This window comes from Promicromonospora sp. AC04, assembly GCF_003058225.1.
Classification (GTDB): Bacteria; Actinomycetota; Actinomycetes; order Actinomycetales; family Cellulomonadaceae; genus Promicromonospora.
In genome coordinates this window covers 184,377-202,554 of record NZ_QBUG01000012.1, presented here as the reverse complement: position 1 = coordinate 202,554, position 18,178 = coordinate 184,377, and the positions used below count along the sequence as shown (strand labels likewise).

16 protein-coding genes are annotated in these 18,178 nt (G+C 73.6%); 3 read left to right on the top strand and 13 right to left on the bottom strand.

Annotated features, from left to right (window positions below; translation table 11 throughout):
* From C8K30_RS26385 to C8K30_RS26355, 7 genes are all read right to left on the bottom strand, one after another.
* A partial coding sequence (locus tag C8K30_RS26385; protein ID WP_146197604.1) for a DUF222 domain-containing protein occupies positions 1-743 on the bottom strand: 743 nt, incomplete at its 3' end.
* A gap of 41 nt (positions 744-784) precedes the next feature.
* Positions 785-2,473, bottom strand: coding sequence for an ABC transporter ATP-binding protein (locus C8K30_RS26380; protein WP_233257490.1), 1,689 nt, complete (start codon positions 2,471-2,473; stop codon positions 785-787).
* Positions 2,474-2,583: 110 nt separating this feature from the next.
* A complete protein-coding gene (locus C8K30_RS26375; protein WP_108495863.1) occupies positions 2,584-3,105 on the bottom strand; it encodes a GbsR/MarR family transcriptional regulator in 522 nt (173 codons plus the stop codon).
* A gap of 22 nt (positions 3,106-3,127) precedes the next feature.
* Positions 3,128-4,042: an ABC transporter permease gene (locus C8K30_RS26370; RefSeq protein ID WP_108495862.1), complete on the bottom strand. Its 915-nt coding sequence runs from the start codon at positions 4,040-4,042 to the stop codon at positions 3,128-3,130.
* The gene (locus C8K30_RS26365) at positions 4,035-4,961 is read right to left on the bottom strand and encodes an ABC transporter permease (protein WP_108495861.1); all 927 of its coding nucleotides are present in this window, start codon (positions 4,959-4,961) and stop codon (positions 4,035-4,037) included. The genes C8K30_RS26370 and C8K30_RS26365 overlap by 8 nt, the downstream gene beginning before the upstream one ends.
* Positions 4,958-6,409: a M14 family zinc carboxypeptidase gene (locus C8K30_RS26360; protein WP_108495860.1), complete on the bottom strand. Its 1,452-nt coding sequence runs from the start codon at positions 6,407-6,409 to the stop codon at positions 4,958-4,960. Before C8K30_RS26360 ends, C8K30_RS26365 begins: the two co-directional genes overlap by 4 nt.
* Entirely contained in the window at positions 6,406-8,022 is a 1,617-nt protein-coding gene (locus tag C8K30_RS26355) for an ABC transporter substrate-binding protein (RefSeq protein WP_108495859.1), read from the bottom strand. Before C8K30_RS26355 ends, C8K30_RS26360 begins: the two co-directional genes overlap by 4 nt.
* 184 nt (positions 8,023-8,206) lie before the next feature.
* Between C8K30_RS26355 and C8K30_RS26350 the strand changes: the two genes are divergently transcribed.
* The 3 genes from C8K30_RS26350 to C8K30_RS30805 all read left to right on the top strand — a co-directional run bounded on the left by C8K30_RS26350 (position 8,207) and on the right by C8K30_RS30805 (position 10,898).
* Entirely contained in the window at positions 8,207-9,007 is an 801-nt protein-coding gene (locus tag C8K30_RS26350) for an FMN-binding negative transcriptional regulator (RefSeq protein WP_233257482.1), read from the top strand.
* A 215-nt stretch (positions 9,008-9,222) separates the two neighbouring features.
* The gene (locus C8K30_RS26345; RefSeq protein ID WP_369941320.1) at positions 9,223-10,668 is read left to right on the top strand and encodes an amidohydrolase; all 1,446 of its coding nucleotides are present in this window, start codon (positions 9,223-9,225) and stop codon (positions 10,666-10,668) included.
* 92 nt (positions 10,669-10,760) lie between these two features.
* The gene (locus tag C8K30_RS30805) at positions 10,761-10,898 is read left to right on the top strand and encodes a hypothetical protein (RefSeq protein ID WP_158281127.1); all 138 of its coding nucleotides are present in this window, start codon (positions 10,761-10,763) and stop codon (positions 10,896-10,898) included.
* Here C8K30_RS30805 and C8K30_RS26340 read toward each other — a convergent pair.
* From C8K30_RS26340 to C8K30_RS26315, 6 genes are read right to left on the bottom strand one after another with little or no spacing between them, the layout of a single operon-like run.
* A complete protein-coding gene (locus C8K30_RS26340) occupies positions 10,887-11,894 on the bottom strand; it encodes a formylglycine-generating enzyme family protein (protein WP_369941317.1) in 1,008 nt (335 codons plus the stop codon). The genes C8K30_RS30805 and C8K30_RS26340 overlap by 12 nt on opposite strands.
* A 34-nt stretch (positions 11,895-11,928) precedes the next feature.
* Positions 11,929-12,702, bottom strand: a complete 774-nt coding sequence (locus C8K30_RS26335) for a GntR family transcriptional regulator (RefSeq protein WP_233257481.1) — start codon at positions 12,700-12,702, stop codon at positions 11,929-11,931.
* Positions 12,683-14,407, bottom strand: a complete 1,725-nt coding sequence (locus C8K30_RS26330) for an ABC transporter ATP-binding protein (protein ID WP_233257480.1) — start codon at positions 14,405-14,407, stop codon at positions 12,683-12,685. The genes C8K30_RS26335 and C8K30_RS26330 overlap by 20 nt, the downstream gene beginning before the upstream one ends.
* Positions 14,391-16,328: a gamma-glutamyltransferase family protein gene (locus C8K30_RS26325; RefSeq protein WP_108495858.1), complete on the bottom strand. Its 1,938-nt coding sequence runs from the start codon at positions 16,326-16,328 to the stop codon at positions 14,391-14,393. The genes C8K30_RS26330 and C8K30_RS26325 overlap by 17 nt, the downstream gene beginning before the upstream one ends.
* 5 nt (positions 16,329-16,333) lie before the next feature.
* Entirely contained in the window at positions 16,334-17,221 is an 888-nt protein-coding gene (locus C8K30_RS26320) for an ABC transporter permease (RefSeq protein WP_108495857.1), read from the bottom strand.
* Positions 17,218-18,171: an ABC transporter permease gene (locus tag C8K30_RS26315; RefSeq protein WP_108495856.1), complete on the bottom strand. Its 954-nt coding sequence runs from the start codon at positions 18,169-18,171 to the stop codon at positions 17,218-17,220. Before C8K30_RS26315 ends, C8K30_RS26320 begins: the two co-directional genes overlap by 4 nt.
* Positions 18,172-18,178 lie beyond the last annotated feature (7 nt).

Here is an 18,178-nt window from a genome sequence, read left to right as displayed (position 1 = left end):
GTGGTCGTCTCCCCGGTACGAACATCGATCAGCCACGCCAACGCATCCTGACGGGTCTCACTGGTCGGTGCGACCTCCGTCATCACCCGAGCGTGATCCGCACCCAGCGTCCCCGCGACCAGGCGTTCCCGGGTGACCGGCAGCGCGGTGGTCAGGCGGCGCGCGATCGTCATGTCCTTCCTCGCCGTCGAGGACGACACACCCTCACGCACCCGCAACCAGGTCGTGAACGCCCGCGCCATCCCACCCGACCGCCACGAACCCTCAGCCTCGATCCGAGGCAGCAGCGTGAACCGCACCCCGTCCAACCGGCCCGTCACCCGACGAATCCGGGTGTGCGCCTGCGTCAACCGCGTGATGCTCGGCGCGTCCCACCCGTCCAACACCTCCGCACCGGTCAGACCAGCGAGGTCACCGACCGCCGCCTCGATCCGGGCCAACGCCTCCTCGACCGAGTCCGCGGGCGGCAGACCACCGGGCATGTTGTTCATCGACTGCACCACCGGCCACCACCCCCACCCGTCCCGTTGTTGCCTGCTGGCCTCGTCGTTGTTCGCTGACACCATTGTCTCGAACATTCGTATGGCATGCGAGTACGATCTGAAATCTGTGGATAACTCTTCACGGTGTCGTGTGACTGCCTCCGGGACCCGCTTTAGAAGCCTCAGCGGCCAGAAGCACGTCCGCGCTGAGGGCATGGAGAAGACCGACCTGGCGTGCTGGCCGTGACCGTCGTCGGCCACACCACAGAGGCCAACAACCCAAATCGAGCTACACCAAGCACTCACCCAGCCCGCCGGGCCGCCTGCTCCACGGGATCGGGTACGGGGGCGGCCGCGAGCAGTCGCCGGGTGTACTCCTGCTCCGGGCTCCCGAGCACGCGTGTCCGCGCGCCCGTCTCCACCAGCCGGCCTCGATGCATGACGGCGACCCGGTCGGCGAGCTCGTCCACCACCGCGAGGTCGTGGCTGATGAAGAGGCACGCGAAGCCGAGGGACCGCTGCACCTCCCGGAACAGCTCGAGCACGGTGGCCTGTACGGAGACGTCCAGGGCCGACGTCGGCTCGTCGGCGATGAGCAGGTCCGGTCCCAGCGAGATCGCGCGGGCGATGGACACCCGCTGGAGCTGGCCGCCCGAGAGCTCGTGCGGATACCGGGAAACCCACGCCGCGGGCAGCTCCACGCTCTCCAGCAGCTCCGCCGTGCGCCGTTCGAGCTCCGCCCCGCGCAGGCCGGCGTGCACCAGCAGTGGCTCGGCTACGGACTCGCCGATCGAGTACCGCGGGTTCAGCGAGGCAGCGGGATTCTGGAACACGACGCCGATCCGGGCCCGCGCGGCCCGGACCGCACGGGGTGAGTCGTGGCCGGGGCGGGTGCCCACCACCTCCACCGAGCCAGATGTGACCGGCGCCAGACCGAGTGCGCAGCGTCCCATCGACGACTTCCCGGACCCGGACTCGCCGACCAGGGCGACGATCTCGCCGGGCTGCACGCTGAGCGTGACGCCGTCGACGGCGCGCACGGCGCGGCCCCGCCGGTCGCGGTACTCGACCACCAGGTCGTCGAACGCGAGGGCGGGCCGTTCGGCGCCGACGGCGCCGTTCGGCCGCTCCGGAGTTCCCACGCGGGGCACGGCGGCCAGCAGCTCCCGTGTGTACGCCGCCCCCGGTGCGTCGAACAGCTGCCGCACCGGTGCGGTCTCGACCACCTCGCCGCCGCGCATCACCACCACCCGGTCCGCGAGGTCGGCCACGACGCCCATGTCGTGCGTGATCAGCACTATCGACGTCGACACGCGCTCCCGCAGCCGGCGCAGCACGTCCAGCACCTCGCGCTGGACGGTGACGTCGAGCGCCGTCGTCGGCTCGTCCGCGAGCAGCACCTCGGGGTCGCAGGCGAGCGCCATCGCGATCATCACCCGCTGCGCCTGGCCGCCGGAGAACTGGTGCGGGTAGAACCTGAGCCGCTCGGCCGGGTCGGGCAGCTCGACCATGCTCAGCAGCTCCACCGCCCGGTCGCGCCGCTGCGCGCGGGACAGGTCGGGCGCGTGCCGCCGCAGCATCTCGTCGAGCTGGTAGCCGATGGTGAACACGGGGTCCAGCGCGCCCGACGAGTCCTGGAAGACCATCGCCACGCGGCGCCCCCGCACGTCCTGCAGCGCACGGCGCTCGAGGCCGATCAGCTCGACCGGCGTCTTCCCGGGCCCGCCGAGCCGGGCGCTGCCACCGACGACGGCGTGCCGGCCCAGCAGGCCGAGCAGCGCGAGCGAGGTCACGCTCTTGCCGGAGCCCGACTCGCCGACGATCGCGAGCACCTCGCCCGGCAGCACGTCGAAGGACACGCCGCGCACGGCGTGCACCGAGGGTGTGTGCCCGTCGTCGACCCGGAACGAGACGGTCAGGTCGCGGACCTCGAGCACCGGCGTACGGTCGGTGACCGGATCCGGCCCGGGGCCCGCTACCAGCCCGGACACGGGGTCGGACGCGGAGTCGGGCACGGAGTCGGGCACGGAGTCGGACACAGGCCCCGACACAGACCCGGACACAGAGCGGGACGCGCTGGTGACTGCGGAGTCGGGGACGGTCACGGTTCTCCTGTTCCGTCCGACTGGGCGTCGCGGTACGCCTCCCAGTCGGCGAGCATCTTGCGGTGGTACCCGGCAAGCCATTCCATGTAGTTGCGCGCGTTGACGAGACGCTTGTGCGGGCCGTCGGCGTCTCCGGCGATCGCCAGCCCGTCGTCGATCACGTTCCGCAGATGGGTCAGGTAGGCCCGTTCGCCCGCGAGGAAGCTTCCCCAGATGTCGTCCTCGACGCGGAAGTAGTGGTGCCGGTCGCCGAGCACCGAGTGGCGCTTGATGAATCCGGCCTCGGCCAGCCGCCGGGTGCCGGTGGACACCGCCCCGGCGCTCGCCTTGAGCAGTCGCGCGATCTGCTGCGAGGACAGGTACGGCCGGTCCATGATCATCAGGAGCGCGATGATCCGGCCCTCCATCCGCGGGCTCCAGGTCAGGGCGAACTGCTCGACGAAGTGCTCCGCCGCGGCGTCGAGCACGGGGTCGGCGGGCTGGTCGGCGGGCTGGTCAGCGGGGGCGTGGCTGGTCATGGGCCCACCCTAGGAGCCGGACTCACGACCGACCCCTCGGGTCGAGCACGTCGCGCAGCACGTCCCCCAGCGTGATCATGGCCAGCACCGTGATCGTGAGCACCGCCGCGGGCGCGACCAGCATGTGCGGCGACGTCTGGAAGAACGCCTGCGCGCTGGACAGCTGCAGGCCCCACGAGATGGACGGCGCGTTGAGGCCCAGCCCGAGGAACGTCAGGGTGGACTCCGCCACGATGACGCTGCCCACCATGATCGTCGCGACGGCCAGGACCGGGCCGAGCGCGTTCGGAAGCACGTAGCGCGCGATGATCCGGCGGTCCGGCAGGCCCATGGCGCGCGCCGCCTCCACGTAGGGCGCGTCGCGCACGGTCCGCACCGAGCCGCGCACCAGCCGCGCCATCGTGGGCCACGAGAACAGGGCCAGCACCAGGGCGACGCTGACGGCGGACCGCGAGCCGACCGACGTCAGCACCACCACGGCGCCGAGCAGGAACGGGAACCCGAGGAACACGTCGGTCAGCCGCGCCACCACCCGGTCGAGGAACCCGCCGTAGTACCCGGCCAGGGTGCCGACGACGAGGGCGACGGCCAGCGCCACGGCGGTGCACAGCAGCCCGACCGTGAGGGACGCGCGGGTGCCGAACACCACGTTGGCCCACACGTCGCACCCCTGCACGTCCGTGCCCAGCACGTGCCCGCCGCCGGGCGGCAGGGCGCTCTCGGCCAGGTCGCAGGCCCGCGGGTCCGGATGGCCGAACCAGCCGGCGAACGCCAACGGCACCAGCGCGACCAGGGCGAGCACCGCGAGCACCGCCGCGGCCACCCAGAACAGCGGACGACGGCGCAGCGTGCGCCACACCCCGCGCCGGGCGATGGCGGGTGCGGTGGCCGGGGCCGCGGTGGTGGCGGCCAGGGACTCGGTAAGGGGTTCACTCATGGCGGATCCTCGGGTCGAGGACGGAGGCGAGCAGGTCGACGAGCAGGTTGGTCAGCAGGAACACGAGGATGAGCGCGGTGGACACGCCCACGATGGTGGGTCCCTCGTGGGCGCGGATCGCCTGGAACAGCAGCTGCCCGACGCCGGGCAGGTTGAACACGCCCTCGACCACGACGGTCCCGCCGAGCAGGTACCCGAGGTCGATCGCCAGGAAGGTCAGCACCGGGATCGCGGAGCTGCGCAGGACGTGCACCCCGACCACCTGCCGCTCGCGCAGCCCCTTGGCCCGGAGCGTGCGGACGAAGTCGGTCCGGAGCGTGTCTACGACGGAGCCGCGCATGAGCCGGGCCACGGACGCGAGCCCGAACACGGCGATGACCGCGGCGGGCAGCAGGTACGCCGTCGGCCACCCCTCGCCCGTCCCCGCGACGGGGAACCAGGCGAGCTCCACGCCCAGCCAGAGCTGCGCGGAGACGGCGAGCACGAACACCGGGATCGAGGTCGCCACGACCGTGCCGGCCAGGATGAGCCGGTCGCTGACGGCTCCGGCGCGCAGCCCGGCGACCAGGCCGAGCAGCACCCCGAGAACCACCTCGATGCCCCAGGCGGTCAGGGCCAGAGTGATGGTCACGGGCCAGCGCAGGGCCATCCGGTCGGCCACGGACTGGCCCTGGAACGTGGTGCCGAGGTCGCCCTGGAGCAGCCCGCCGAGGTAGCGCAGGTACTGCTGCAGCACCGGCTCGTCCAGGTGATACCGCTCGCGCAGCTCGGCCACGACGTTGGGCGCCAGCGGCCGGTCGCCGCCGAGGGCGGCGATCGGGTCGCCGGGCAGCGCGAAGACCATGAGGTAGATGATCAGCGTGACGCCGAGGAAGACCACGAGGAGGTCCACCAGGCGCCGGGTGACGCGCCTGGTCATCGGCGTCCGCCCCCGCGCCCGGACTCCCCGGACTCCCCGGACAGCCCGGACAGCCCGGACCCCCGGGCGGCCAGCACGTGCGACATCGTCAGCGTCGCGCCGTACTGCACGCCGACGAGCCGCTCGATCGGCAGCACCTCCAGGCCGGTGACCGCGAGGGCGTCCGCCAGCCAGCCGTCGTACAGGGCCCGGGCCCGCGCGTGCACGCGGTGCAGGCGGGCCGTGGCGAGCCCGGCCGAGGCCTCGGCCGCCAGCGCTCGGACCAGCATGCCGCCGAAGCGCAGCCGGAACATGCGCACCACCTCCTCGTTGCTGAACACCTCGGCGCCGGTGGCGGGCCGCGCCGGGAGCCGCCCCGCGCGCACGAGCTCGCTGGTGCCCGACGCCGTCATCATCGGCACGAACGCCTCGCTTGCCCGCAGGAACGGGCTGCGCAGCGTGAGGTCGGCCCGGGCGTCGTCCAGCAGGCCGGTCAGGGTGGTGCCCAGGTCGACGAGCGCCTCGGCCTTGGCGCGGACGACGTCGGCGTAGTCCGCCGTCGTCTCGCTCGTGTCGTCCGCGGCCGGGTGCGACCAGTACGGCAGCTCGGCGATCAGGGTGACGGTCCCGTGCCGCCGGGCGTAGGCCGCCGACCCCTCGCCGCCGACCATCGCCGCGGCATCGAGCCCGAGGGACTCCAGGTAGTCGTACTCGTCCCGGGTCGAGCCGGCGCGGTACACCGCCGGCGCGAGCCGCTCCAGCGCCGGCGACTCCGGCTCGCCCGTGTGCAGCGGGAGGCCGAGCGCCGCCGGCACGGCGTGCAGGGGACCGATCGCGCCGGGCAGGTCCTCGCTGAGGTAGTAGTAGACGCCGCCCAGCTCGGCGTTGTGCAGGCTGACCATCAGCTCGGGCCGCAGCTCGTCGATCAGGCGCATGAGCGCCTGGGTCTCCGGGATGACGTCGTCGAAGTACGCGTCCTTGTACGCGAACGGGAACGTCCACTCCACCTGCTCCGACGGCGCCGGGCGGTAGAACCCCCTGGCGTAGGCGGCCCGGTCGGCGGGGTCGCCGAACCAGCCCTCGTTCAGCCGGGTCCCGTCCGGGTCGATGCACGGCACGAGGTGCCATGTGGCGTTCGTGGCGGCGCGCAGCCCCGGGTCGGCCACCAGCTCGGCGGCCAGGTGCTGCAGGGTGCGGAACCCGATGGGCTCGTTCGGATGCACCCCAGCGAAGAGCAGGTGCGGCCGCGGCCCGTCGCCGATCGAGAACATGTCGATCGGCTCGCCGAGCCGCGACGTCCCCACGCGCCGCCGTCGGACGAGCGACGGGTGGTCGTCGGCCAGGGCCGAGAACCAGTCCAGGAGCGCGTCGACGGTGGGGAAGTCGCTGATCGCGGGGACGGCGACGGCGCGGGCGAGCACGTCGTCGAGCAGGCCCGCGTCGAGTGCCCCGGTCACAGGGCCGGTCATGCGCCCTCGGCGAGGACGACGGCGGTGAACGTCGGGTTGCCGACGGCGGAGGTGGGCAGCTCCGCGACGCGCTCCGAGGTGACGTAGGAGTACGTCTCGAAGAACAGCGGCGGCGCCGGGAAGTCCTCCAGGATCCGCTCCTGCACTGCCGCGTAGGCCTCGGCGGACGCCGCCGGGTCGGACTCGGCGTCGGCCGCCGCGATCAGGTCGGCGACGTCGTCCTCGTAGTAGGGGATGCAGTTGGGGCAGCCGCCGCCCTCGACGAAGAACGAGCGCAGGGTGTTCTGCTGGCTGGGGTAGAGGGCGCCCCAGCGGGAGAAGAACGGCCCGTCGATGTCGCCGTTGGTGCGGGTCTCGGAGAACTCGGCCCAGTCGGAGCTCGGCGTTGCGACGGCCTCGACGCCCAGGTTCTGCCGCAGCTGGTTGGCGATGGCCTTGTACAGCTCGTCGAGGCCGCTGCCGCCCGGGTAGTAGATGTCGATGGTGCCGTCGAAGCCGCCGGCCGAGTCCAGCAGGGCCTTCGCGGCCGCCGGGTCGTACTCGCAGAACGTGCCGCAGATGCCCTCGGGGGTGCCGGCCTCCACGGCCGGGGTGAACGCCGTGGCCGGGGTGTACAGGCCGCCGTAGACGACCTTGTCGATGGTCTCGCGGTCGATCGCCATCGAGATGGCCTGGCGCACCCGCACGTCCTGGTACCGCTCGTCCCACAGCGGCAGCCCGAGGTACGAGATGCCGGCCGCCTCGAACGTGTGGAGGCGGTCCCCGAAGTCGGCGGCGGCCTGGGGCAGCCGGGCCGCCGGCACGCTCGCGACGTCGATGTTGCCGGCCTGCACGTCGGTGTAGGCGGTGGTGGCATCGGCGTACGGCACGAACGAGATGGCGTCGACCGTGGGGGCGGTGCCCTGGTAGTCGGCGTACGCCTCGGTCTCGATCGGCTCGTTCTCCACGTAGTCGCCGACCACGGCGAACGGGCCGTTGCCGACGGGGTGGGTGTTGTACGCGTCCATGTCCTCCAGGGCGGAGGCGGGCATCGGGTACAGCGCGGTCTGGGCCTGGCTCACCTGCATCGGGAACTGCCCGTCGGGGCCGTCCAGGGTGACGGTGAACGTGAGGTCGCCCGTGACCTCGAGGCCGGACATCTCGGTGGTCTTCGGCTCGCCCTTCGCCGGGTTCAGGTCGTCGTACCCGGCGATGCCGGCGAGCTGGCCGGAGTTCTCGAAGGCGTCCGGGCCGTATGCGACGGCGTTCCAGGAGTCCACGTAGGACTGTGCGGTGACCGGGGTGCCGTCGTGGAAGGTCCAGCCGTCGCGCAGCGTGACGGTCCAGGTGGTGGCGTCGTCGGACTCGATCGACTCGGCGGCCACGTAGCTGAGCTCGCCGTCGGTGTCGACCCAGGTCAGCGGCGACCAGACGGCCATGTTCAGGTCGTAGGCGACGGTCTGCCGGCCGGGGATGGTCTGGATCGGGTCGGTGACGGCGACGCTGATGGAGCCGCCGGACGCGCCGGCGTCGTCGCCGTCGTCGCCCGCGGTGGATCCGCAGGCGGACAGGCTGACGGCCAGCGCGAGCGCGGCCGAGATCACTCCGGTGAGCCGCCGGTGTCTCGGGTTCATGGTTCCTCCACTGGGTGGCGCACTCTCGCGCACGGGGGTGGTGCTCGGGTGCCGAACAGTTGAGCGGACGCCGTCGCGCGGGGTCAATGGGAAGGGCAATGAAGTTTCAGAAGGAAATGAAAGTTTTACGCGGCGGTCACACCGGACCTGCCGGGCGACGCCCGCGCGATGGTTCGATGACCTTGTGATCGACACCGGCGACTATCAGATCGAGGACGAGGCCCGCGTGCGCGACCTGGTCCGCACCCACGGCTGGGCCACCCTCGTCTCGGTGGCCGACGACGGCGCGCCCGTCGCCTCCCACCTGCCGGTCCTGCTGGAGGACACGCCGCCGGGCGAGCCGATGAGCCTGCTCAGCCACGTCGGCCGGCCGGACGAGGTGCTGCACCGGCTCGACAGCGGCCGCGAGTCGCTGCTGATCGTGCAGGGCCCGCACGGCTACGTGTCTCCCGGCTGGTACGACATGACGCCCGCCGTGCCGACCTGGAACTACGTGGCGGTCCACCTGCACTGCACGGTCGAGCTGCTCGGACCGGACGAGTCGTACGCGATCCTGTCCGACACCGTCGACCGGTACGAGTCGGTAATGCCCGACCCGGTCCGGCTGCCCCAGGTCGAGGAGTACGCACACCGCATCGCCAAGGGCGCCGCCGGGTTCCGGCTGCGCGTCACCCGCTGGCAGGGCAAGGCCAAGCTGAGCCAGGACAAGCCGCGCGCCGTCGCCGAGCGGGTCGTGGCGGCGCTGGGGTCGGACCCGCACTACGCGCAGCCGGCGCTCGCGGCCGAGATGCGCGCCGAGCTGGATCGCCGTCCCGACAACCCGACTCCTGGTTCGTCCGGCGGCGCTGCTGGTTCGCCCGACGGCGCTGCCGGTTCGTCCGGCGGCGCTGCCGGTTCGTCCGGCGGCGCTGCTGGTTCGTCCGGCGGCGCCGCTGCCGGCGTGGCCGGCGGTTCGGCGGTACCCCCGGCCGGAGGTGCCGCATGACCGCCGCCCCCACGCCGCTGCTGCTCACAAACGCCCGCCTGATCACCGCCCCCGCCCGTCCGCCGACTGCAGAGTTGATCGCACCGCCGTCGAGTGCAGAGTTGATCGCTTCAACGGGGGGCGCAGCCGCAACCAGCTCTGCACTCGACACCAACTCTGCAGTGGGCAGCGGGGCGGGCGGCGGGGGGTTTGACATCTTGGTGCGGGGTGGGCGGGTGGCCGGGGTCGCGCCGGCCGGGCGGTTCCGGGAGGGCGGCGCCGGGCCGGTGGAGCGCGTCGACCTCGGTGGCCGCACCGTCATGCCCGGTCTCTGGGACAAGCATGTGCACCTCACGCAGTGGGCGCTGGTGCGGCGTCGGCTCGACCTGTCCGGCGCGCGCTCGGCGGCCGAGGCGGTCCGGCTCGTGCGCGACCGCCTCGCCGAGGGGCCGCCCGAGCCGGGGACCGCGCTGGTCGGCTACGGGTTCCGGGACGGCCTGTGGCCCGACGTCCCCACGGCCGAGCTGCTCGACGCAGTCGCGGGCTCCGTCCCGGTGGTCCTCGTGTCCGGTGACCTGCACTGCGCCTGGCTGAACACGGCTGGCCTGCGGTTCGTCGGCGTCGGCTCGCATCCAACGGGCGTGCTCCGGGAGAGCGAGTGGCTGCCGCTGGCCGCCGTCGTCGACCGGGCGCCGGACCACCTCACCGACGCCTGGGTGGCCGACGCCGCCGCGGCGGCCGCCGCGCGGGGTGTGGTCGGTGTCGTCGACCTGGAGATCACCGACAACCTCACCACCTGGTGCCGCCGGTTCGACGCCGGGTTCAACGCGCTGCGGATCCGCGCCGGCGTCTGGACACCCTGGCTGGACGACGTCCTCGCCCAGGGCCTGCGCACCGGTGACATCGTGCCGGGCACGGGCGGCCTGCTGGAGCAGGGGCCGTTCAAGGTGGTCACCGACGGCTCGCTCAACACACGCACCGCCTACTGCCACGACCCGTACCCCGGCCTGACCGGGCCCGAGGCGCACGGGATCCTGTCCGTGCCGCCGGACGAGCTGGTCCCGCTCATGAAGCGGGCCGACGGCGGTGACCTGCGCTGCGCGATCCACGCGATCGGAGACCACGCCAACACCCTTGCGCTGGACGCGTTCGCTGCGACCGGCGCGCGCGGCTCGGTCGAGCACGCGCAGCTCCTCGACCCCGCCGACCTCGCCCGGTTCGCCGAGCTCGGTGTGGTGGCGTCCGTCCAGCCCGAGCACGCCATGGACGACCGCGACATCGCCGACCGGCACTGGGCCGGCCGCACCGGCCGGGCCTTCCCGTACGGCGCGCTGGACGACGCCGGGGCCGTGCTCGCCCTGGGCTCTGACGCGCCGGTCGCGCCGCTCGACCCCTGGTTCGCGATAGCGGCGGCCGTCAGCCGGTCCCGGGACGGGCGTGTTCCCTGGCATCCGGAGCAGCGGATCGACTTGCGGACGGCGCTGGCGGCTTCGACCGACGGGCGCGGCCTGATCCCGGTGGCGGGCGGCCCCGCGGATCTCGTGGTCCTGGACGCCGACCCGCTCACGATCGGGCGGGGTGCTGGGGGTGAGGCGGACGCCGATGTCGCGGCGGCGGCCCTACGCGAGATGCCGGTGGCGGGCACCCTGCTGGCAGGCCGCTGGACCCACCGTGCGCTCTGAGCCACCGAGAAGCGCTCCCGGAGGTCGGCCGTCGAGCGTAGGGGTGTTCGCCTCATGAGCCCGCTTGGAGCGACTACCCCTACGTTCGACACATGCACCATGCCGACTTCCAGGGTGTCAGCCATCAACCCAGCGACTGTCGGTGCCCCTTTTGCCTGCTGCAGCAGGGCGCGTTCGACGAGCGGAACCAGCCGGCCGACGTCGTCGGCGTGACCGAGCTATCTGGCTGACTCAGCCGTCCGGGATACCGTGCGGAAGCCCGCGTTGCCCATCGACGAGTCCGGGGTGTTCGACGAGCGGGCGGAGTTGCGGTAGCGGTTGCAGTACGAGATGTGGCACAGGTAGCTGCCGCCGCGGAGGATGCGCCCGCCGCCCCGCTCTGGGCCCGCCGGGCTCGTCGCGGGGGAGTGGCGGTAGTAGCCCGGGTCGAACCAGTCCTGGCACCACTCCCAGACATTCCCGACGGGCTGCCAGAGGCCGTAGCCGTTGGGCTCGAAGGTCCGCACCGGGGCCGTGGTGAGCCAGCCGTCGTCGAGGGTGTTCGCCCGCGGGAACGTGCCCTGCCAGATGTTCGCGCGCCAGCCGTCGTCGTCCACCTCGGCGTCGCCCCAGGGGTACTTCGCGCCGTCGATGCCGCCGCGGGCCGCGTACTCCCACTCGGCCTCGGTGGGCAGGCGCCGGCCGGCCCACGCGCAGTAGGCGACGGCGTCGTTCCAGCTCACGTGGGTTGCGGGATGGTCGTCGTGGCCCTCGATGTTGGAGAGCGGGCCGCCCGGATGCGCCCAGTCGGCGCCGCGGACGCCGGACCACCAGGGGGTGCCGTCGGCCGGGCCCATGATGTCGGCGGGGTCGGCCTCGATCGCGAGGTGGAAGACGGCGGAGAACCCGAACGTCTCCGCCTCGGTGCGGTAGCCGGTGTCGGCGACGAAGCGCGCGAAGTCGGCGGTGGTGACTGTTGTCGCGTCGATCTCGAACGCGTCGAGGGTCACCTCGTGCAGCGGGGTCTCGCCGTCACCGGCGTTCCGGTCGCCCGACGAGTCGCCCATCGTGAACGTGCCCGCGGGGATGTGCACCTGCTCGACGCCGTGCCGGCCCGCCGCCAGACGGGCCGCGACGGCCGAATCGGCCGGGCGGGCGCCGAGCCGGACGAAGGCATCCCGCCCCGGAGTCCCGCACCCGCAGCCGCAACCCCCGTGGTCTGCCCCGGTCCCCTCGGTCGTCGTCACGCTCCCACGGTAACCGCGCCGGGCGCGCCAGCGCTCAGCCGTCGGCCGGCCGGCGCTCCTCCACGGCCGCCGCCACGACCGGGTCCGAGCTCGGCGTCGTGACGCCGTACCGCAGCAGGTAGCCGATCCGCGACTCCCGCACGTGCGCAGCCATCAGCGCGGCGGCCCGCTCGCCGTCCCCGGCGTCGATGGCGCCCACGATCACACGGTGCTCGGGCCAGAGGCGCTTGCCGCGCGGCTGCACGTCGGCGGCGTAGAGCCACTCGATCTTCCACGAGAGCTGGCGCAGCAGCCGGGTCATGGTCGCGCTGCCGCTGAGCTCGGCGATCCCGATGTGGATCTGGTCGTTGATCGCGACGAGGGGGTCCAGGTCGTCGGCGGCTACGTGCGCGTCCCCGGCGTCGAGCAGGGCGGCGATCTCCCGGCGGATGCGCCACCAGTCCTCGGGGCTCTCGTCGCCCGAGTAGAGCGCCGCCGCCCGGCGGGCGGCGCTGCGGGCGGTGGACACCTCGAGCGCCTCCCGCACCGCGAACAGGTCGTCGGCGTCGTGCACCGGGATGGGCGCGACCCGCGAGCCCACGTGCGGGCGGGAGTCGATGAACCCCTCGCTCTCCAGGCCGCGCAGCGCCTCCCGGACCGGCACCCGCGAGACGTCGTAGCGCTGGGCCAGCGACGTCTCGGTGACGCGGGCGCCGGGGGTCAGGACACCGGCGATGATGTCGCGCCGGATCGCGTCCTGGACGGACACGGGGCGGCCGACGGCAGGCACGACGGCGGCGAGGGCAGGCTCATCGGGCGAAAGCGGCACCGGGGATGGCTCCTAGCAGGTCTCGGGTGTAGTCGGCCCGCGGGGAGTGGAACACGTCGTCGACCGCCCCCTGCTCCTCGACGCGGCCCTGCCGCAGCACCACCACATTATCCGCTATGCCACGGACCACCGCGAGGTCGTGGCTGATGAAGAGGTACGACACACCCAGCCGTTCCTGCAGGTCAGCCAGCAGGTCCAGGATCTGCTCCTGGACCAGGACGTCGAGCGCGGAGACCGCCTCGTCGAGCACGAGCAGCTCCGGCTCGGGGGCCAGCGCCCGCGCGATGGCGACGCGCTGGCGCTGCCCGCCGGACAGCGCGCCCGGGTGCCGGTGGGCGACGTCCCGGGGGAGCGCCACCTGGTCCAGCAGCTCGGCGACCCGCGCCCGGCGCGACTCCCGGTCGCCGATGCCGAAGATCCGCAGCGGCTCGTTGATGACGCGCTCCACCGTGTGGGTCGGGTCGAGCGACGCGTACGGGTCCTGGAACACCGGCTGCACCCGACGGCGCAGGGCGCGCCGCTCGGTGCGGGACGCCCCGGCGATGCTCCGCCCGTCCACCAGGGCCTCCCCGCTGGTCGGCGTCTCGAGGCCCAGGAGGATGCGGGAGACCGTCGTCTTGCCCGAGCCGGACTCGCCCACCAGGGCGGTGGTGCCGCCGCGCGGCACCGCGAAGGACACGCCGTCGACGGCGCGCAGCAGCCCGCCGCGCCCGCGCACCCGGTACTCCTTGGCCAGGTCACGGATGGTGACGACGTCGGCGGCGCCGGCCGGGTCGCCGTCGGCCGGACTGCCCGCGGGCGGGGCGGACGGCGGCCGGGCCTCGCCCCGCGCACCCGCCTCGCCCTGGGTGACGACGGCGGCGGGCGCCGCGGCGACCAGCCGCCGTGTGTACTCGTGCTGCGGGGCACGCAGCACCTGCTCGGGGGTGCCCTGCTCCACGATCCGGCCGTCGAGCATCACGAGCACCCGGTCGGCGCGGTCGGCGGCGAGCCCCAGGTCGTGCGTGACCAGGATCATCGCGGTCCCGCGCGCCTCGGCCAGCGCCCCCAGGTGGTCCAGGATGCGCCGCTGCACGGTCACGTCAAGGGCCGACGTCGGCTCGTCCGCCAGCAGCAGCTCCGGCTCGCGGGCGAGCGCCACCGCGATGAGGACACGCTGGCGCATACCGCCCGAGAACTCGTGGGGGAACTGCTTGGCGCGCCGCTCCGGCTCGGGCACGCCGGCCTCGGCCAGCAGCTCGAGCACGCGCTGCCGAACTGCCGGGCCCCGCAGGCCGTCGGCGCGCAGCGCGTCGGCGACCTGGTCGCCCAGCCGCATGGCCGGGTTGAGGTTGGTGGCCGGGTCCTGCGGCACCAGCGCGATGCGGCCGCCGCGGACGGTACGCATGCGGGCCTCGTCCGCGGCGGCGAGATCCTCGCCGTCGAGGCTGATGGTCCCGCCGGTGATCCGGCCCGCGCCGGGCAGCAGCCGCAGGAGCGCGGCGACGACCGTCGACTTGCCCGAGCCGGACTGGCCCACGATCGCCACCCGCTCGCCGCGCGCGACGTCGAGGTCGACGTCGCGCACCACGGGGGTGTCGCCGTAGGCGACGTCCAGGCCGCGGACGGACAGGAGGGGGCCCGACTCGTCCGACGAGCTCGGGGCGGGCGGCGTCGACTCGCGGGGCCGTGTCGGCTCGTTCGCGACGTCAGCGTCCTGCGGCATAACCCTGCGCTCCCCTCGGGTTGGCGGCCGCGCCCAGGAGGCCGGTGGCCGGGTCCCGGGTCACGGCGGACAGGCGGCCGAGCGCCCAGTCGCCGGCCCGGGTAACGACGTGTCCGCGGCGCTCCAGCCCGGCGATGACGTCGTCGCCGAGCCGGTCCTCCACGACCGCCCCGCCGGGCGTCCAGGTGCGGGGCCAGAACGAGCCGGGGAACGACGTCGTGTGCAGGGCGGGCGCGTCTATCGCCTGCTGCGGGGTGTACCCGCCGACCAGCACGCGCAGCAGGAACAGCAGCTGCCACTGGTCCTGCTGGTCGCCGCCCGGCGAACCGAGCGCGATCACGGGCTCGCCGTCGCGCAGCACGAGCGTGGGCGTCAGCGTGGTCCGCGGCCGCCGCCCGGGCGTAAGGGCCGACGGCGACGCCTCGTCCAGCCACGTCATCTGCAGCCGCGTGCCCAGGCAGAAGCCGAGGCCGGGCACCGTCGGGGAGGACTGCAGCCAGCCGCCCGACGGCGTGGCCGAGACCATGTTGCCCCAGCGGTCCACGACGTCGATGTGGCAGGTGTCGCCGCGGGTCGCGCCGGTGTGCTCCGGGGAGTCGGGCTCGGTTCCCGGTGCGCGGGTCGAGCCGGTCGCGGACGGGGCCTCTCCGGCGGGGTGCCCGTGGTCCACGGCGGGCACCGTCGGCTCACCGACTCCGGCCGCGGCTCCGCCCCCGGGCGCGCCCGGCAGCGACCCGGCCGGGGCGCTGGTCGCGTACTCGGTGCGCAGGGCCGGGATCCGCGGCGTCGGGCGGCCGGGCACATCGCCGGGGCGGAGCTCGTGGCTCGCGGCGCCGGTGATCAGCGCCCGGCGCTGGGCCGCGTAGTCCTCGCTGAGCAGGTAGGCGAGCGGCACGTCGTCGGCGGCCGGGTCGCCGTACCAGACGTCGCGGTCCGCCATCGCCAGCTTCTGCGCCTCGAGGATCGTGTGGGCGCCGAGCTCCGTTGACGGGTCGAGGGCGTCGTCGTCGAAGCCCTCCAGGATCTTGAGGGCGGCGAGCAGCGCGGGGCCCTGGCCCCAGGCGCCGGTCTTGGCGATCGTGTAACCGCGGAACGTCACGGTGCTCGCGTCCTCGTAGGACGCCTCGAACCCGGCTATGTCGGCGGCGGTCAGGACACCGGCGTGGTCGCCGCCGTCGGCGTGCCGGTGGGGCGTGCCGACGAACTTCTCGACGGCCTCGCCGACGCGCCCGCGCCACTCGGCGCGGGCGAGGTCGATGGCCTCCTCGCGGGTGTCCGCGGTCGAGCCCGCGGCGACGACGGCGTCGAGCAGGTCGGCGTACTCCGGGTTGGTGACCACGGTGCCGGGGGCGGGCACCTCGCCGTCGGGCAGCCAGCGGGCCGCGGAGGTCGGCCAGTGGTCGCGGAACAGGCCGGAGACCATCGAGATGGTGGACGCGACGCGGTCGAGCAGCGGGTGACCGTCGCGGGCGTACCCGATCGCGAAGGCGAGGACGTCGCCGAGCTCCCAGGTGCCGTGGTCGCGCAGGAGCAGCAGCCAGGCGTCGACGCTGCCCGGGACCGCCGCCGCCAGCGCCCCCGAGCCCGGGACCAGGTCGAGGCCCTCGGCCCGATAGTGCTCGATGGTGGCGCCCGCGGGTGCGGGACCCTGACCCACCAGGACGCGCGGGCTGCTCGGCTCCTGGGCGGTGACGAAGACGCCCGTCATGTCGCCGCCCGGCCCGTTGAGGTGCGGCTCCACGACGTGCAGCACGAACGCGCCGGCGACTGCCGCGTCGAAGGCGTTGCCGCCCCGCTCGAGCACCGCCTGGGCGCTCGCGGTGGCGATCCAGTGGGTGGAGCCCACCATCCCGAACGTGCCCTTCAGGTCGGGCCTGGTGAGCGGGGCGTTGGGAGGCGAGAACACAGGCGCGGAGGTCATAACACTCACTTACGGTCGGAGGTCGGGTCGAGGGCGTCGCGCAGGGCGTCCCCGAGGAGGTTGAAGCCGAGGCAGATGGCCACGATGGCCAGGCCGGGGAACAGCGCGGCGGTGGGCGCGCGGCCCAGGTACTGCTGCGCGTCCGAGAGCATGATGCCCAGGCTCGGCGTGGGCGGCTGGATGCCGAGCCCGAGGAACGAGAGCACCGCCTCGCCCAGGACCGCCGCCGGCATGATCACCGTGGCCTGCACGATGATCGCCGAGAGGCAGTTGGGCAGGATGTGCTGGGCGAGGATCCGTGGGCCCGACGCGTCCATCGCGGTGGCGGCGAGCACGAACGGGCTCTCCTTGAGCCGCATCGTCTCGGCCCGCACCACACGCACCATGGTCGGCACCTGCGCGATGCCGAGCGAGATCGCGGCCCCGGCCAGGCTGGGCCCGTTGATGGCGGCCAGCCCCACCGCGAGGATGAGGAACGGGAACGCGAGGGTCACGTCGGTCAGGCGCGAGACGGGCGCGTCGAGCCACCGCCAGTAGCCGGCGGCCAGCCCGAGCGGCGTCCCGACGACGACGGCGAGGCCCACCGCGACGATCCCCACCATGAGCGACGCCCGGATCCCGTACATCATCCGGGACAGGACGTCGCGGCCCAGGTCGTCGGTGCCGAGCGCATAGCCGATGGTGCCGGGCAGCTGGAACGGGGCGTCGAAGTGCACCTCGGCCGGCCCGTGCGGGGCCAGCAGGGGCGCGAGCAGCCCGGCCAGGACGACGATCGCGAGCATGGCGCCGCCCACGATCGCCTGCGGGGTGCGCAGCCGGGACAGCAGGCGCCGCGGGCCCACGACGGCGGGAGCCAGGTCGGGTGCGAGGTCGCCGTGTTCGATGACGGTCATGAGCGACCTCCCACTCGGATACGCGGGTCGATGACGGAGTACAGGACGTCCACGGCCAGGTTCACCAGCACGTACCCCACCGTGGTCAGCACCACGACGGCCTGGATGACCGGGTAGTCGCGCTGGAAGACGGCGTCGAGCGTGAGCTTGCCGAACCCGGGCAGGGCGAAGATCTGCTCGGTCACGACGGCGCCCGAGATGAGGCCGCCGAGCTGGAGCCCGGCGATCGTGACCACGACGATCAGGGAGTTGCGCAGCCCGTACCGCAGCAGCACGCGGGTGCGGCCGAGGCCCTTGGCGCGGGCCGTGCGCACGTAGTCGGTCTGCATCGCGTCGATCATGGAGGCGCGGGTCTGCCGCATGATGACGGCGGCCAGCCCGGTGCCCAGGATGAGCGCGGGCAGGGTCAGGTGCACCGCCCAGCCCACCGGGTCCTCCGTGAGCGGCACGTAGCCCGACGCCGGGAACAGGCCCAGCCCGATGCACAGGTAGAGGATCGCGAGCATGCCGAGCCAGAAGTTCGGCACCGACAGGCTGGTGAGCGCCGCCGCGTTCGCGACCCACTCGGGCCAGCGGCCGCGGTAGCGCTCGGCGAGCAGGCCGAGCGCCACGCCGGTCACGACGGCGACGACTATCGCGTAGAGCGACAGCCAGAGCGTCACGGGCAGCGTGGCGGCGATCATGCTCGCCACGGAGGCGCCCGTGCGGGTGGACTCGCCGAGGTCGCCCGAGGCGACCTCGGCGAGGAACCGCGCGTACTGCACCCAGACCGGCTGGTCCAGGCCGAGGTCGGCGCGGATCATGGCGAGCCGCTCCGGCGTGGCCTCCTCGCCCGCCATAGCGAGCGCGGGGTCGCCGGGCAGCATGCGCACACCCAGGAAGATCACCACGGACGCCAGCAGCAGCGTGATCGCCGACTGGCCGAGACGGGCGAGGAGGTAACGACGCATCGCCTGT

Bases quoted from the DNA above. Each gene is read 5' to 3' on its own strand.
- C8K30_RS26355 (WP_108495859.1), bottom strand. From the start codon at position 8,022: ATGAACCCGAGACACCGGCGGCTCACCGGAGTGATCTCGGCCGCGCTC.
- C8K30_RS26320 (WP_108495857.1), bottom strand. From the start codon at position 17,221: ATGACCGTCATCGAACACGGCGACCTCGCACCCGACCTGGCTCCCGCC.
- C8K30_RS30805 (WP_158281127.1), top strand. From the start codon at position 10,761: ATGCACCATGCCGACTTCCAGGGTGTCAGCCATCAACCCAGCGACTGT.
- C8K30_RS26330 (WP_233257480.1), bottom strand. From the start codon at position 14,407: ATGCCGCAGGACGCTGACGTCGCGAACGAGCCGACACGGCCCCGCGAG.
- C8K30_RS26365 (WP_108495861.1), bottom strand. From the start codon at position 4,961: ATGACCAGGCGCGTCACCCGGCGCCTGGTGGACCTCCTCGTGGTCTTC.
- C8K30_RS26375 (WP_108495863.1), bottom strand. From the start codon at position 3,105: ATGACCAGCCACGCCCCCGCTGACCAGCCCGCCGACCAGCCCGCCGAC.
- C8K30_RS26360 (WP_108495860.1), bottom strand. From the start codon at position 6,409: ATGACCGGCCCTGTGACCGGGGCACTCGACGCGGGCCTGCTCGACGAC.
- C8K30_RS26325 (WP_108495858.1), bottom strand. From the start codon at position 16,328: ATGACCTCCGCGCCTGTGTTCTCGCCTCCCAACGCCCCGCTCACCAGG.
- C8K30_RS26315 (WP_108495856.1), bottom strand. From the start codon at position 18,171: ATGCGTCGTTACCTCCTCGCCCGTCTCGGCCAGTCGGCGATCACGCTG.
- C8K30_RS26370 (WP_108495862.1), bottom strand. From the start codon at position 4,042: ATGAGTGAACCCCTTACCGAGTCCCTGGCCGCCACCACCGCGGCCCCG.